This is a genomic window from Finegoldia dalianensis, assembly GCF_046255015.1.
Classification (GTDB): Bacteria; Bacillota; Clostridia; order Tissierellales; family Peptoniphilaceae; genus Finegoldia; species Finegoldia magna.
Genome location: NZ_JBDLBQ010000007.1, coordinates 119,824 through 136,974 on the forward strand (window position 1 = coordinate 119,824; position 17,151 = coordinate 136,974).

The window sequence follows — 17,151 nt, forward strand, 5'->3', positions numbered from 1 at the left end:
GGAGGTTATTTTGGAAGATTATTTAAGTGATTTACAGAAATTCATAAAATTTTCTACAAATGAATATGACGAGATATTAAATAAAAATATTTACGAAGATTTTCTAGAAGAAAAAGAAAAAATGTATTGTCTATTTGATTGCTTTATTTACGAGGACATTTTCTATACAGCTCTGTATAAAATAGATTATTTTATAGAAAAAATAATATTTGAACGTGATATAGAAAAAATAACCAATACTGATAATATTTTGTTATTTAAATTTAGTAGAAAAGAAATATCTGACATATTATATAAGAAAGATATTGAATTATTAGGCTTTGACATAAAATATCGTGATATTTGGCTTTTAAAGGGGCTTTTATATTCTCTTGATATAAATGGTCTTCTATATGTAAAAAACCTCCTTCAGCAAGGCGTGAGAGGGTATAAAATTTTCGACTATGAGACAAATATTAAAATTAAAGAACCTAAGTTCCCATTTTTGAAAATGATAGACTTAAAAAATAATTTTAAAAATACTCTAACTAAAGAAGAGATTAATAATCATTTAATTAGTGATTTAAATTATGATAATCTTATGGATAAAGTGAAAGAGCAATTTAATGTATACATAAAATTGTTAAACGAAAGAAATGGTTACTATAAAACTAGAGTTCAGTATTTGAATAAATTCAAAGATGCTTTAAATATGACAGATAGAGAATTAATTGGAAAGTTGGTGGAATGTGGAAATTGATTCTAAAAAATTCACAAAGGATTTTCCGAAAGAAATAAAGGCTTTTTTTGAAATAGCACAAAAAACAACAGAAAAACAATATATCAAATATAATCTAAAAGATTCAGGTTATGTGGAGAATTTCTATGTGTATCTAAAATCTGGCGGAATACATGCTGCGACTAATAATTCTATATATAATTCTAACGATAGTTATTCTATAATTAATATAGACATAGATTCACAATATCCATCATTAATCTGTAATTATGATTTATTTCCAGATAGTTTCTCAGATGAATCCAGAAAAATCTTTAAGGGATTATTAAAAGAAAAAAATGAAAATGGCAATAAATCTCTAAAACCACTAATAAATAATTTTTACGGAAGTATTTTGCAAAAATCTAGCAAATATTATGATTTAGAAAAAGGAAGAGCAATTTGTTATTTGGGAGAAGATATTATGTTTAGGTATCTTCTCATGTTAATTAAGTTTAAAGGCGTAATTTTAATCAACGTTAATACAGACGGTGTAATATTTTTAGTAAATAAAGACATAAAAGATAAGGTTTTAGATTTTACGGACAAATATTTTAATCAATTAGGGCTACAATATTCTACAAAGTATTTTACAAAGTTTTTTCAAAAAAACATAAACAATTATTTAGCCCAAGGAGAAGAAATAAAAATAAAAGGCGATATTTTAAAATACGGGATGGATTTATCTAAAGCTAAAATATATGAAGACTGCGATGTGGTAAAAAAAGCTGTAATAAATCATTTAATTAATAATGAAAGTATAGAAAACTATATCAATGAGTGTAGTGACTTAAAAGAGTTTTTAATATATAGAAATATTGGCGAGAGTTTTGATGAAGTGGTACAATCCATAGGAAATGTTAGTATCTCTCATGATTTCTCAATTAGGATATTAGCTAGTAAAGATAAGAAATACAATAATATATATAAAATAAAAGGGAACACAAATGTTTTAGTTAATTCGCTACCACCAAATCCGAGAGTAGCGATTAATTTAACCGATGATTATAACGATTTAGACAAAGATTATTATATAAGTCTAGCAAAAAAAATAGCAAGGGAATATGTAAAAGGAGAGAATTTAATGCAATTAAAATTTATTCCATTATGTAAAGATTCAAAAATTCCAATTAAGGGCTTTGATTATAAAAAGCCATTATCATACGATCAAGTATTAGAATACTCAGATTATGGTCTTATCATTCCAGATGACTTAGTTCTTGTAGATGTAGATAACATAGAACAAGGAGAAAAATTAGTAAAACTACTAAAAGATCTTAAAGTTCCAACAACTATAATGAGAACACCTAACGGATATCACTTTTACTTTAAAAAGGGGAAATATGATTTTACAAACGTTGTAAAACAAGTTACTCCAATAGGAATAATAGTAGATATAAAAGCTGGGGGTAAAGATTGTTATGCCAAAATATACGGAGAAAACGAAAATAGATATTTTCTCAACGGAGGATCTATTGAAGATATGTTTTCTAATTTGGTAGAATTGCCAAATTATTTATATCCTATGGCAAGAAACAAATACGATATATACAATATTGAACAAGGGCAAAGAAACAATACATTGTTTAAGTATATTTCTGAGCTATTCTATGAGAATTTCACAGTACAAAATGTAATAGACACAATTAGATTATTAAATATATATATACTTAATAATCCGCTACCTGTAAATGAAGTTGAGACTATGATTGAAAAAGACAAGTTAGATGAAAGATACAATGAATATCATGAGAAGTTTTCAACAAGAAAAATAAAAGGTAGTAATCATATACAAGACTATCAGAAAAATAAAATGGAAAAATTTGAAAATAATCTTGAAAAGTATTGCGAAATAGCAAAAGAGTTATATAAGCTTTACGAAGTTATTTCTGTGAACGAGCCATTTGACCACAAAGTTGTTATGGAGAATGGAAAAACAGAAAAACAAAAAGTAGATTCAAAAGCTGTGATGTACTTTTACAGAAGCTATTTATTTAAACATTATCCAAGCTTATCCATAAAGGATAAAGAAGAGATTTTCGAAATATTAGATATTCTATGTTATAACAGGGCTAAGAGCTATGGATTTATATAGTTTTAAAAGTTTTTATGAAAATAATCCCATTACTTTTATAGTAGGGTTGGTTTTTTTCGTAAGTTTTTTGTTAATTGTTGTAAAATCATTTTTTAAACGTTTGAAAAGAAAATTAAAAATCAATAAATACAAGAATTATGATTTTTCTAAAATAGATTACATGGATGGCGTAGAATTTGAAAATCTTATAGATGCAAAGTTTCAAAAGATGGGGTATAAAACTCAATTAACAAAAGCAACAAAAGATTATGGTGTGGATCTTATAGCAACAAAAAATAAGAAGTCTATCGCCATTCAAATTAAAAGATATAACCGTAATGTAGGTGTTAAAGCAATACAAGAGGTTATAGCTGCGAAGGCTTTCTATAAAACAGATACAGCTATGGTATTAACGAATAGTTATTTTACAAAACCGGCTAAAAATCTAGCTAAGGAAACCAATGTCATCTTGATTGACAGGAGTAAATTAGCCAAGATTTTGTGATAAAATTATATTAAATATATTAAAGGAGTTTAGTGTGAAAAAGAAGAATTTATTAAAAAGAGTTCTTGCTACATCTCTAGCATTGTCAATGTGTATAGCACCGACAATCACAAAAGCAAGTGTAGAAAAGGTTGAAAGAATTTCTGGAAGAAATAGAATAGAAACATCAGTTAATATTTCTAAAAATTCTTTTGAAAGTTCCGATAACGTTGTAATTGCTAATGGTTTTGATTTTCCAGATGCCTTATCGTCAGGTCAATTAGCAGCAGTTTTAAATGCACCTCTGTTATTATCGTCACCTAATAATCTTGACACAGAGACAAAATCGGAGATTGAAAGGTTAAATCCGAAAAATGTCTATATCGTAGGTGGAGAAAAAGCGTTAAATAAGGAAAGAATTGAGCCGGAAATAAAGTCAATAACAAAGAACGCAAAAATCGAAAGACTAGCTGGAATAGACAGATATGATACTTCGGTAAAAGTTATGGAAAAGACTAAGGAGTTCGTTGATCCAGAAAATCTACTAATCGTTAGTGGTAATAACTTCCCAGATGCCTTAGCGGCAGCAGGATATATGGTAAATCATAAGTCTGTTATGGTATTGAGTGACGGTGTTAGTTATCCAAAATCCGGATTAAACGAGATTGCAGTAGGTGGGAAAAACTTATTGCCATTAAATGGTTTTACAGGAGAAAGAATCTCAGGAAAAGATAGGTATGAAACAGCTTTAGAAATTGCTAAGAAATCATTCGCTAGTAACGATACAGCAATTTTATCAAATGCAAATGTCTTTGCAGATAGCTTATCAGCCGTAAGTCTGACTAAGAAATACTATGCACCGATAATATTAACATCTAATAAAAATCTAAATAAATCTTCAAAAGATTATTTAAACGGTTTGAAAAAAGTTGTTATAGTTGGTGGAAAAGCTTCAGTCGAAGACAATATCTTACAAAATAAAACAATCGAAGAATTAGCAGTAAAGCCTTCGAAAAAAGATACAAAACAACCTCAAAAGAAATTATATAACTTTGAGAAAGCTGTTGTAGAAAGAGTTGTAGACGGAGATACAATTGTCGTAAAAAGACAAAATGGTGTTTCTGAAAAAATTAGAATGGTATTAGTTAATACACCGGAAACTAAGCATCCTAAAAAAGGCGTAGAGTACTTTGGTAAAGAGGCAAGTGCTTATACTAAAAAAATGCTACCAGCGGGAAAGACTGTATATTTAGAAAAGGATGTTTCCGAAAGAGATAGATATTCAAGACTATTAAGATATGTCTGGGTAAATGAGCCAACTTCAAAAATAGATACAAAAGTATTAAAAAATAATTGTTTCAACGCTATGCTTTTAGCTAATGGTTTTGCACAAGTATCAGTGTTTCCACCAGATGTTAAATATGTAAACGAATTTAGACAAATAGAAAAAACAGCTAAAGATAATAATATAGGATTGTGGAAAGGTGGAGTTGTAGACAATAATACATCTACAAAGGAACCTTCAAAAGAGCAAACAAAGCCTGTAGGTAGAGGTGTAATTCATGGCAATAGAAAAAGCATGATTTATCACATGCCGGGTCAAGCATTCTATGATAAAATAAGCGATAAGAATTTAGTGCTATTCGAAACAGAACAAGATGCAATTAATGCAGGTTATAGAAAAGCAAAAAGATAATATTTAAGGAACTAGGTTGTTAAGCCTAGTTCCTTCTTTTTTTTATTTTCCCCGTAAAATCGGGGTTTTTCGACAAAAAAAGTGGCACGACACCCTCTATGACAGAATTTCTGTCATTCATACTAATATTTACCATATTTTTGGTTCATTAATCAAAATACTAATATTTTATGGGTATAACAAAAATAGGATATTGGGAATAAGGAGAAATTCAATGAATAAGAAATTATTATCAAAAGTTATGGCACTAGCAATTATTATGGGTTCTTGTTTGCCATACAACGTTTACGCAAATGATACAGTCGAACTAAACACACAAAATAGTTATAAAGATATTTTGAAATATCTTGAAGACAAAGAGAATCAACGTAATAATGAAAGGTTAGACAATTTATACGAAAAGGTTAAAGAAGAATTTGAGGATATTGAGGTAGAAGATAAGAGAGCAGTTGAACTTTCAAAAGATGATTCAATATCTAACGGTTACATATCTAATGATGTAAAGGATAACAAAGAAGATAAAAAAGAAGATAAAAACAATAAAGTAGACGATAGTAGCATATCAAACAAAATTAATGATGAGATGTTAGATAGTATTTATCTACCAAGAAAAGAAAAGTTACTTAAAGATATAGACAAGATAACTCCTAAAATAACATACACTCAAAAATTTTACTTAAATGAATTAGTAAATATTTTAGACAAGCAATTAAAATTAGAAAACAATGATAAAAATATTGAAAAAACTTTTGAAATAATTGAAAATGCTGTTGAAAGAATTAAAAAAACAATTATAGAAATAAAAGAAAATGATGATCATACAATAAAAGACTACGTTGAGGGAATAACTAATCCAGTATATCAAAATAATGATGATGAAACAACGAGTGGTGCTGTAAACAATACTAGTAGAGAACAAACAAACGGAACAGTTACTAATCATTCCACTAACACAAACGAAGATTTTTCATATAACCCACCAAAATCATATAACCCACCAAAACCTAGTAATCAATCGTATTATGATTATGATAAGTCTATGGGATATAACTTTGAAACTAGCACTCCACAATCATCATCAAATAACGATACATCACAAGTTAATGTAGGAGCAAGTAAGATTGAATCGAAAACTTCATCAGCCGATATTAAATTAGTTGATAAAAACAAAAAGCCTGTTAGTGACATTAAAGTTTCTTTAGAAAAAGACAAAAAGGTAGTGGGAGAGGCTATGAGTGATCAAACAGGAACTATAGTTTTAAACGCACTACAAAAAGGTAATTATAAACTAAAGGTTTTAGAAGTAGGACAAACTTTTAAAGCAGGTCAGGTTTTTGATGTTACATTAAAAGAGGATAATGAAAAGAAAGAGTTCACCATTGAAAATAACATGGTTAAGATAACAAATGAAAAAAAACAAAAAACATATTATGAAGTTTACGATGGTTATACAGATAAGCTATTGAAAAAACTTGAATCTAATGATAAAGGTGAATTAGTATTGAATAGCTTAAAATACGGTGCTTATTATTTTGTAATGGGAAATAATAAATCAAATACTATAACTGTAGACAAGAAGTTTGCAAATGCTACTGTAAATTTTGATAAAAACATGAAAGCAAAAGCAGTTCCTGTTGTTCAAGAAGATAATACAGTAGAAAAAGGATTTATCGAAGGAGATAAAGACCAAGACAAGAAATTAGAACAAGAAATAGCTAATCAAGAAGTTAAATCTGAAAATAAAGAGAAATCTCCGATAAAATTAGTATTAGGGGCATTAGGAATAGCCTTATTAGGTGGTATAGGATTCTTCATATATAAGAAGAAAAAAGGAAACAATCAAAAAGATATAATGGATGATTTTGATTTATAATCAGATTGAGATAGTCGAGCAGTAATGCTCGGCTATTTTTATAAAGATAACGTTCTTTTCTATAGTCAACTACTCTATCAACGGGCTTTTTGGGGCTTTTTGGGGCTTTATTGTAAATTAGCTTTATAATATGCTTAGAGGAATATAATGCTAACTACCTATCACGTCTAAGATTTGTGATTTTCTGGGGTATAATACTAATAAGGAGATTATTATGAAAGATTTAGATATTAAAAGGAAAGAAAATAGAAATTCTCTTCAATGTTTTTTAGAAGAAAATAAGGAAATAAAAAAGATCGAAAAAAGAGGCAACAATTTTTCTTGGCTAAGTTTTAATGGCAAATATTTCCCTAATGACTTTTCTTATTATTCTGGAATACCTTCGTTTTATGTTTCGTATATTTCAGATATTCATTTAGAACATCATTTGAATGAATTTGGTACAATTAATTCGATTATTGAAAAGTCTGTAAGGGATTTGTGGGATTCTATTTGGAATATTAGATATCAAGAGGAATTAATAATATTTTCAGGAGATATTTCTTCTAGCCCTGAATTAACGGTTTTGTTTTTTAAACGATTACTTCAATACTTTACTGAAAAGCAAAAGTTGATTCAATATAAAAAAGCAAAGGATTTTTTACTTAATTTAAAAACAGAAAAAGAAACTTTTAAAAGAAAAAAAGAAAGCTATATCGAAAGAATAGAGCGATTCGAAAAATATATACAAAGTTTAAAAACTGATTTATTGCCAAAAATAAGATTCAGATATATAGAAAAAGATAAAGAAAAGAATTACTCCGACTCATCGTGGAAAAGGTTCATGGAATATTATAAGTATACCAAAAAGTACAAAAATAGAAATTTGTCAAAGGATTACGAGAGAAAGTTAGATTATCTTATACAAAAATTAGATCAATTAGAAAACATAAAAAAAGAGTATTCTGATTTTTTGCTTAGAAATGATAATACAGAAGAAAAGTGTTTATTTTTAAGAGAATTTTTTGGAAAAGATATAAATGATATTTCTCTTGAAATGGTTTCAAGTAAAGAGTTCATTAATGAATACTATGGTTGGAAATTATGTGATTTAGATGACTTATTAGAGTCTAAAAAGATTATATTTGTTTTGGGGAATCACGAATATATCAATTTTAAATCTATAGATGAAGCTGTGAAATATTATAAAAACAAATTAGAACCATTAGGAATAAATGTTTTGCAAAACGAAATTATAGAAGGAACAATGGGAACATATTATCAACATAGATATGTCATATATGGGGGAAGTGGATTTGCAAAATATAATTACGAGTACAATGCAGATACAATTTATTGTGCTAAAGGTTTTTCGAGAGAAGATGAAATTTTTGAAACCGAGAAATTTGAAGAAGGTTATAATAAAGCCAAAAAATACGCAAAAAAGATTAATGCATGTTTTATTTGTATTTCACATTATCCGATAAAAGATTGCATGAGAAAAATTGATCCAGATACGATCTATTTCTACGGTCATAATCATAAAAATTATTTCAGGAGAGATGAAAAAGCAATAATTTATGCCGATAACCAAATAGGGTATAAAAACAAGGAAATTAAGTTTAATTCAATAAATTTTGGAACAACTCCTAATCCTTATGGATTATTAGAAGATGGTTTTTATAAGACAACTTTTGAAGATTATTTTTTGTTTTATGAAGGTTTTATAGAAAATATAGGCGAGGGAAAGTTATTAAAGAAAAGATTAAAAACAGGGGATTTGTACGTAATCAAAGATAATGGCTATTATGGATTTTTTATAATTGATGAAAAAAAAGGAATATCGATTGTTGATGGTGGTAGAACGAAGAATATAACTAAGACTTGTGATATAGAGTGGTTAAAGTATAATTTTCCAAAAGTTTTGCAAAAGTCGTTGAAAGGAATGTTGCCTTATAGATTAGCACAAGAAAAAATTTCGGAAGAATTAATGGATTTAGGTTTTTGTGGTGATATTCATGGCAGTATTATAGATATAACAAAATACTATCATATTATGCTAAATCCATTCAATGCTAAGGTCTATTTCTATAGTTATTTCAACTATAATGATGCTTATTCGCTTCCAGAAGTTTATGAAAGTTTTAAAGATGCTTTAATTTCAATGGGGCAAGATCAACCGTATCTGTTTAAAAGTGAAGAAAATTTTAAAAATATTATAGAAAAAATAGAAAAGAATTCGGAGAGGAAAGATTATATATTAGGGATATCAAAAGATGATAATTTCTTAGATAAAAGTAAAAAGGATCAACTTTTGAGATTGTCAGGAAATAAGAATAATCAAGATTTAGATTTTCAGGAAGCTTCGATAATAGAGATTAACGATATATATAACGTATCAAGGCGAATTAGCCCATTGCAAAGATTGTTTATAGATCGTGTTTTGAGATTTTTCGATTTGGGAATGTGCGAGACAATGCCAACAAAACAAATAGAATCAAGTGATGAAAAAGGTAGCATATAAGTGCTACCTTTTCACATTTCTCTTTCGATTTCATCTTTATCTAATAGTTTTTCTTGTTCTAAAGGTTTTTCATTAAGCTCGTTATTAACCCCGTAAAAGTCGTTATAATCCCTATAATCTATATAATCAAGGCTATTTTGATCTAGGTTATAGTCTTGCATATTGTCATAAATGTTTTGAAAGTTTTCATCGATTTTTTCAGAAACATTTCTATTTTTTATTTCATAACAAACGCTGTCAATTTTATCCGTTAAATCTGTGTACTCTAATTTTGATATTTTGCCGCTATAAAAGTCATCACTTATTTTTTTTGATAGCTCGTCAATGCTAGAGTTAAAATCTTCTGTAATTGTTGATAATTCTTCTTTTAATTTTTCAAAATCTTCGACATTAAAGTTTTCTTTAAGCTTTTCTAATAGTTTTTCAACATTAGATAAATTCTTATATAAGTGATTAAATTCTATATCACCTTTATCAATATTTTTATTTTCAATTTTATTTTCTCTGTTTTCGTTTTTAGTCAAAGAATCTTGTAAATTATCATAGCTTTTTATGATGTTATAATCATTTGGATTAAGTTCAGAATATGATTTTAAAACTTCAGAATATTTATCTTTATTTTCGTTGTTTCCTATATTTAAATGTTTATTAAGATTCATTAAGTTTTGATTTAAATACGATGTAACATTTCCTAAAACTTTAAAAAACTCGTAAGCTACTTGACTACCTCTATTTAAATCTTCTACATATTGATTTTGCATAGTTTTCTCCTTTGCTTTCTTTTTTATTTTTATTATATATCCGTTATAAATTAGTATGTCATATTGTTATTTTGTTATTTATGACAGTTTTTCTTGCCTATTTATTTTTATGTTCTGATTTAATAAATTTCTGTGGGTATAACAAGGATGAAAGGTAGGGTGAATATGTCTAATAGAAATAAATGCTTTATTAAAGTTGCTATGTGTGTTTCGTTATTACTATTTTTGGTGAGTGGCTGTAAAAACCAATCAAAAGATTTGGCTAATAAAGATGTACAAACACAACAAGACATGAGTTCTAACGCTGGCTTTATAGACACAAATGAAAAAGACGACATACAGAATAATATTATATCGGGAGAAAAGAAAGCCAAGGATGGGGATTCTAAAATAAGCAATACAATCGAAGGGGATAAAACTGAGAAAGAAATATCTAAAGAGAAAAAATCAATATTTTCCAATTTCATAGGTAAAAAAAAGGAAGTTACTAATAAGAATTCTATTGATAATAGAAAAAAGTCGACAGAAAGGTTTTGGGAGAATATTGATGGTTATACAGCAACAAATGATAACCAAAATAATGATTCGAAATCAAGAAATGTCACTATACCAGATACAATAGAAATTCCAAATACAAAATAAAGGAGCTATACAAACACATATTTGTTTGTTTTATTTGAAAATGAAGATGATAAAGAAGATTTTTATTTCAATAACAGTTTCGTTGATGATTTTATTTGGATTGTACAATTTGGAGTTTTTTATCTCTAAAAACAACACAGCTAGTTATATGAAAGATGAAAAGATTTCATCATCAAGTGGTAAAGATAAATTTAATCAAGTTACAACAATAATAGATGATTTAGGATTAAAAAAAGAAAATAAAGACTATGTTGGATGGTTGAATATTGAAGGAAGTAATATAAATACGCCGGTTATGAAATCAGATTTTTATTTTAGAAAGAATATAAAAAAGAGATATTCATTAGCTGGAACACCTTTCATTCCAAAATATAACCCGCAAAAAAAAATAAAAACTGTTTTTGGGCATAACTTAGGTTATGGAAGAAAAGATGCTTTTCACGATATAACAAAATATTCTAAAAAAGATTTTTATGACACTCATCAAACTGTTTATTTTACAGAAAATAATTTAAAGGGCAACAAATATAAGGTAGTTGCTTATTTAAACTATTCAACAAAAAATAGCTTTAATTATTTAAACACAACTTTTAAAAATGCAGAAGAATTTGATGATTGGAAAGAGAATATAAAAAAGTATGCAAAATATTCTGATAAAAACTTCGAAAATATCTTATATAACAAAGGAAAAATATTAATATTATCAACATGCCATTCAACAACATGGGCTGATGATGGAATAAGATCCGTTCTAATATGCTACAGTCCTGAAAGGCTAAGCAATATCAACGTAGACTATTACAATATTTCCGACTTGTAATAGTCAATATGGCGAGAATAGTAGAAGTTTAGTGCGATTCTGAACCTTGCCAATATACAAATAGCCATGTTTGTAAAAAAAATTAAGGAGGTTTCTTATGAACTTTAAAAATGGTATTAAAAAGATAGGAGCGGGCCTAGCATTATCAGCTATGCTTTTAACATCAGTTGTTCCTATTAATTCATTTGCAGCAGATACACAACCAGTGTATACAATTAATATTAAAGCTGCAAATAAGCAAACTGATGGGGCAGAATATTCTGTTTTAAGAACAAAGAAAATGTTAGAAACAGGAGAACTAGTTGCTGAAAAAACACCTGTTCAAGTACAAAAGGTTACTTTAGCAAATGGATCAGCACAAGTAAAAGTAAATGAAAAAGGTGTGTACCAATTAAAACCGGTAAAACGTGCTAAGGGATATTTACTAGACCAAAAAGAAGATGGAAAGTCTGCACAAGTAAGTTTTCCATTAATTTCTAAGGGTAGCGTTTCAGCAAATCAAGTATTTGAATTTCAAACAAAAAACAGACCATTAGTAAAGGATGTTGAATTTATTAAATATGGTAATGATAAAAAAACACCATTAGCCAACGTTACATTTGAATTAAGACAAACTCATAGTCCAAAGACTATTGATAGCTCAAACAAAGTATCTGAATGGCAAGAAATTGATAAAGCAACACAAGACAAAAACAAAAAAGTATATACAACAAAAGAAGATGGTAAGCTAGTATACAGCAATTTGTCTGAAGGTAAATACGAATTAGTAGAAACAGCAACAGCTAATGGTTATGAATTAAACCAAAATAAAAACACATTTACAGTAACACAAAAAAACAATGTTGCTACTATAGAAGCATCAACTATTACAGGTTCTAACTTGTTAGTAAACTACTTAAGTCCGGTTCCTGAAAAAAGTATTGTTCAAACTGCTGGTGAAGCAAAAACAACAACAGTTAACGTTGATATTCCATATGTTTATGATTTGAAGTTTAAAACACCTGCTGATATTAAAGACTATGTTATTTTAAAAATGATTGATAAATTAGATTCAAGACTTGAAGTATTGGGCGTTACATCAATTACTCAAACAGATAACAAAAATTTAGATATTACAGATAAAACTGAACTAGATAAGTTAGTAAAAATTGAAGGAAATAATGTTACAGTTGATTTAAAATCTCAAATCGCTAAATTAGTTCCAGACAAAGAAGTTCATGTATATTTAAAGACTAAAATAAAATCAACAACTGTTACAAAGACACCTATTAACAACTCATACGATATCGTATACAACAATGGTAAATTAGGTGACCCAACAATTGAAAAGAAAAAAACATCTACAGATGATAACAGTACAGTTACAACTCCACAATTTGGTTCTATTAAGTTTACAAAAACTAAATCTGATGGAAAAACTCCTTTAGAAGGAGCTACTTTTAGAATTTTCAGATTAGGTTCTGATAAGATTTTCACTCCAATTAAACCAGGAGATAAAACAGAAATTACAGTTAACTATCAAAAAGTAAATTCTTTAAAAGAAGCAGTAGGTACTAAAGCATATGTAAATCCTACTACTGGTAAAGAAATTCCAGATGTAGTAAGTGGAAAAAATGGTGTGGTAGAATTTAAAAACTTGCCTTACGGTCAATATGTTATTTATGAAGTTAAAGCACCTGCTAACTACAATGTTAAACAAGATGGTTTGAAAGTTGATGTTAATGCAAAAACAGAAGAAGTAGTTTTGAAAAATGTTAAAAACTACTCTACAGAAGAAAACGTACCGGGAACAGGTACTAAAGGTGCAATGATTTTTGCTATAGTTGGTGTTGGTTTAGTTGCAGGAAGTATCTATGTAGCTAGACGTAAAAAAGATTTAGCAAAATAGTTAGTAATTTTAATCTAAACTTTTTATTATAATTAAAGAATTGCAAATAAATCTCTAATTTATATATTTATATAGGTTAGGACAAATCAAAACTATTAGGGATAAACACGATAATTCTTAACCAAAAAGGAGCAGAGATGTTAAAAAGAAAGAACATTGTTTCAAAAATTCTATTGGCTTTAGGAATTATCGTGTTTTTAATTCCTTTAGTATTAAATTTGTATTATAAAAATGAAAATAAGGCAGTTATAAAAGAATTTCGTTCACAAAAAGTTGAACAAAACAGTTCAAAAGATAATTCAAAGAACGAAAACAATAATGATTCGATTTCTAATATTATCACAGGAAAACAAAGTGACACTAATGATAAACGAAATTCACCAATAGGAATAATTTTTATTCCAAAGATCAAAGAACAAATTCCGATATATAAGGATATAAAAGGAATGTTAGATATAAATCTTGATAAAGGCGTTGTTCTTTTATCACGTTCTACGATGATGAAAGATATTGATGAAGATAGTTTTAAAGAAAAAGAAAACTTATCTCTTGATCCGAAAAAGACAGCAAACATGGTATTAACCGGTCATAGAGGTACTCTGAATACTAACCAAAATATTTTTAAAAATTTAGATAAACTTGAAAAAGGCGATAAATTTTATATAGATAATGGCATAAACCTATTAGAATTTAAAGTGTTTGAAATTAAAGTTATTGATCCAAAACAAGGGAACTTGATATATAGCGATCAGCCATTTAATCAATCTACTTTAGTAACTTGTACACCTTATCTTATTAATAATAAAAGGCTAATAGTTTCAGGGGGATTATCTAAAATTACAGATAATACAGATTCTGAAATATTAAACGATATTAGTAAAAATAAAAACGAGTTAGGGTTTTTCTCATTAGTGAATATTATGAATTTAATCATAATAATAATCCTAATTGGATTAGTAATTGCATTTATTTTTAAGAAATACAAAAAAAGAACAAAAAAGGAGGTTATAAGTGAAAGTTCTAAAAAAATATAATAAATTATTTATGTTAGTTGCTTGCACAGCTTTATTAATGTCTCCAGTCAATACTTCATATGCGAAAAATGAAACAGTAACACTACCAAGAATATATGAAGAAAATAAAGACACAAAAGATAATAATATACTGTTAAAAGAAACAATTAAAGAATCAAAGCAAACTAATAAGATACGATTTATTCCAAGAACTTCAAGTGGTAAAATCCTCGATTCTGGAACTTGGATTATTAAGGATAAAACCGGTAAGGTTGTAAAAACTTTTACTATTACCAAAAAAGTTAATAAATTTGAGACTGAATTAAAAGCTGGTTCATATACACTTGAACAACAAAAAGCACCAAACGGATATATTAAAGATAATAAAAAGGTTAACTTTTCTTTGCCAATTAACATAGATAAAGAAAAAGATGCCTTTGAAATATATCCTAAGTTTTTATCAATTGATAATAATCAAGATAATAAAAGGAATCAAATTGATAAAAACAACAAAAATAAAAACGACGGAAATAAAACACAAACAGGTAACGATAACGAACAAAATGACAATACCGGAAATAACACTAGAGCAAATGAAAGAAATTATAAAACAGGTGGATTAGACCTTAAAATATTACTTTCGGCTTTTGTAGTAATTTTCCCTATTGTATTTCTTACTATAAATAAGCTATTAAGAGGTGAAAGAAATGAAAAATAAAAAGTCAATATTAAATAGATTTCTTTGCATGGTAATGGCTTTTATGATTGTATTTACTACGGTATTCACATCAGACTTAAAAAGTAAAAACACTTCTCAAGCAGCAGGAAGTTTTCCGTTTTCTAGTTACAACGGTAGTATTAGATCGGAAGGAACGGATGCAAATAAAAAGAAACTAATTGTTTCATTTGAAGGTACCATTGGTCGCTTAATTTCCAAGGGAGAAAAAATAAGATTTTATGTGGTTCCTACAGAAATTGCAAAAAATGATCCTGTAAGATTCTGGGGACTAGGTGATACGGCTGGTTTAGAAAATCTGTCAAATAGAATTGTGAAAGATATAAATACAGGTTTAGAGTTAGGTAGATTTGATAATAAAGGTTTAAACTTTATAGCAACTCGTGATATTCCAGTAGGTTCAAAAATACGAGTTAATGCCGAAAAACAAACGTCAAACTTATCAGATATATATGTTGATGGAGCATCTTTTAGCGTAAATCATGGTTTTTATGTCGGTGAAAGATTAATTGATTCAACGAATGTTGGAATATCAACCCCGCCAAAAACCCAACAAGGAGGGGTTACAATATACACAACTGAATTAGACAAAAATAATAGACCAGTAATTTTTAATATTTCAACAACTTACGGATATTATGATTTGTCAGAATATAAAAAGAAATTGAGTTTTATAAATGCTCCACTAGATGTAAACAATAAAGATGAAATAAAAGCTTTAATAGATTTTGAAATATCTGAACTAAATAAATTAAAAGCTATGGATAAACAAGAACCTTTTTATAAAGGTGATTTAGATTTCAAGATTAAATATAGAAGGGATATTACAGTTACAGATTCTATTAATAAGCAAGTTAACAAGGATATAGATAGGGCAATTGAGGATTTAAACTATGCCAAAGAAAAATCAGATGAATATGGCCCATTCGTTTACTCATTAATAGAGGAAACTCTTTTAAGAGGATTAAATTTTAGAAGAGGTATTTGTGCAAATAACAATATTCCATATAATTCATTTAAAACACGTAAAGATGCGACAATACAATTTGTAATAGGTGTTCCTAGGGATAGTCAAAATAATTTATCGTTTTTAAAAAGAATACCTAAAGAATACTTTATGAATTCAGATAATGTGGCGGTAGCATTAAGAAAGGATATTGACAAGGTTCTTTCAAATGGAGCACAATTGCAAATAGGTAAGTTACAACCAGCAAAAGATGTAAGAATAAAGGTTTCAGAAAACGGAAAGGTAGCAGTTATAAGCATAGATATAGATTTAGACGTTAACTTTACATCTGTAGCTGTGGGCCGCTTTAAAATACCTATACCTTCAAATGTTAATTTTTTCGGTTCTCATAATAAACCAAATTTACAATATGAGGAATTTGATGGAAGTGAGTTTTCAATGACAGATGGTGCTTCCGTTCTAGGACAAACCTTTGATGATGTTAAGTGGTATGGAATAAATAGATATCCTGATCATGATTGGCAGTTTAGATCATATGATTTGTTGAGAAATAATTTTATAAGAGCGGATAGAATCATTACTAGAACAATTAAAACAGATTTAGATGGCGAACTAGTAGGTACAACACCAATTCCTTTTAATAAAAGAAGAGTTCCATCAGAAGACTTAGAAGTTGGAAAAGAAAGACTAAAACAAAAAGGTGAAGAAGGGGCTAAAAAGTTTGATGGTACTATCGTTAAACAACCAAAAGATGAAATCATTGAATATGGTGTAAGAAAGACAGTCGTAAAGACAGAAACAAAGAATATTCCATTTAAGGAAATCAGAAGACCAGCAGATGATTTGGAAGAAGGAAAGACAAGAGTAGTACAAGAAGGACAAGTTGGAAAGCAAACTAGAAAGTCAACAACTATAGTAAATAGCGAAACAGGAAAGA

Annotated in this window: 13 protein-coding genes; 12 read left to right on the forward strand and 1 reads right to left on the reverse strand. The window is 28.0% G+C overall.

Annotated elements, in window-relative coordinates; translation table 11 throughout:
* Nucleotides 1-10 precede the first annotated feature (10 nt).
* The 6 genes from ABDJ34_RS08565 (at nt 11) to ABDJ34_RS08590 (ending at nt 9,387) form a co-directional block, all read left to right on the forward strand.
* Nucleotides 11-739: a hypothetical protein gene (locus ABDJ34_RS08565; RefSeq protein ID WP_412702085.1), complete on the forward strand. Its 729-nt coding sequence runs from the start codon at nt 11-13 to the stop codon at nt 737-739.
* Nucleotides 711-2,852: a primase C-terminal domain-containing protein gene (locus tag ABDJ34_RS08570; RefSeq protein ID WP_412702086.1), complete on the forward strand. Its 2,142-nt coding sequence runs from the start codon at nt 711-713 to the stop codon at nt 2,850-2,852. The genes ABDJ34_RS08565 and ABDJ34_RS08570 overlap by 29 nt, the downstream gene beginning before the upstream one ends.
* Entirely contained in the window at nt 2,839-3,336 is a 498-nt protein-coding gene (locus ABDJ34_RS08575) for a restriction endonuclease (protein WP_412702087.1), read from the forward strand. The genes ABDJ34_RS08570 and ABDJ34_RS08575 overlap by 14 nt, the downstream gene beginning before the upstream one ends.
* Nucleotides 3,337-3,370: 34 nt before the next feature.
* Nucleotides 3,371-5,011 carry a cell wall-binding repeat-containing protein gene (locus tag ABDJ34_RS08580; RefSeq protein WP_412702088.1) on the forward strand — a complete coding sequence of 547 codons (1,641 nt, stop codon included), beginning with the start codon at nt 3,371-3,373 and terminating at the stop codon, nt 5,009-5,011.
* A gap of 214 nt (nt 5,012-5,225) precedes the next feature.
* Nucleotides 5,226-6,884, forward strand: a complete 1,659-nt coding sequence (locus ABDJ34_RS08585) for a SpaA isopeptide-forming pilin-related protein (RefSeq protein WP_412702089.1) — start codon at nt 5,226-5,228, stop codon at nt 6,882-6,884.
* 214 nt (nt 6,885-7,098) lie between these two features.
* The gene (locus ABDJ34_RS08590) at nt 7,099-9,387 is read left to right on the forward strand and encodes a metallophosphoesterase (protein ID WP_412702090.1); all 2,289 of its coding nucleotides are present in this window, start codon (nt 7,099-7,101) and stop codon (nt 9,385-9,387) included.
* A gap of 11 nt (nt 9,388-9,398) precedes the next feature.
* On the opposite strand, the gene ABDJ34_RS08595 is transcribed toward ABDJ34_RS08590, so the two are convergent.
* Nucleotides 9,399-10,148: a hypothetical protein gene (locus tag ABDJ34_RS08595; RefSeq protein WP_412702091.1), complete on the reverse strand. Its 750-nt coding sequence runs from the start codon at nt 10,146-10,148 to the stop codon at nt 9,399-9,401.
* A gap of 165 nt (nt 10,149-10,313) precedes the next feature.
* On the opposite strand from ABDJ34_RS08595, the gene ABDJ34_RS08600 reads away from it, so the two are divergent.
* The 6 genes from ABDJ34_RS08600 to ABDJ34_RS08625 form a co-directional block, all read left to right on the forward strand.
* Nucleotides 10,314-10,790 (forward strand): hypothetical protein, encoded by a 477-nt coding sequence (locus tag ABDJ34_RS08600; protein WP_412702092.1) that lies wholly within the window; start codon nt 10,314-10,316, stop codon nt 10,788-10,790.
* A 40-nt stretch (nt 10,791-10,830) separates the two neighbouring features.
* A complete protein-coding gene (locus ABDJ34_RS08605; RefSeq protein ID WP_412702093.1) occupies nt 10,831-11,610 on the forward strand; it encodes a class B sortase in 780 nt (259 codons plus the stop codon).
* A 97-nt stretch (nt 11,611-11,707) separates the two neighbouring features.
* Nucleotides 11,708-13,498 carry a SpaH/EbpB family LPXTG-anchored major pilin gene (locus tag ABDJ34_RS08610; RefSeq protein WP_412702094.1) on the forward strand — a complete coding sequence of 597 codons (1,791 nt, stop codon included), beginning with the start codon at nt 11,708-11,710 and terminating at the stop codon, nt 13,496-13,498.
* 137 nt (nt 13,499-13,635) lie between these two features.
* A complete protein-coding gene (locus ABDJ34_RS08615; protein ID WP_412702095.1) occupies nt 13,636-14,532 on the forward strand; it encodes a sortase in 897 nt (298 codons plus the stop codon).
* Nucleotides 14,510-15,229, forward strand: coding sequence for a prealbumin-like fold domain-containing protein (locus tag ABDJ34_RS08620; RefSeq protein ID WP_412702096.1), 720 nt, complete (start codon nt 14,510-14,512; stop codon nt 15,227-15,229). Before ABDJ34_RS08615 ends, ABDJ34_RS08620 begins: the two co-directional genes overlap by 23 nt.
* Nucleotides 15,219-17,151: G5 domain-containing protein (locus ABDJ34_RS08625; RefSeq protein ID WP_412702097.1), on the forward strand; the 1,933-nt coding region annotated here is incomplete at its 3' end. The genes ABDJ34_RS08620 and ABDJ34_RS08625, both read left to right, overlap by 11 nt.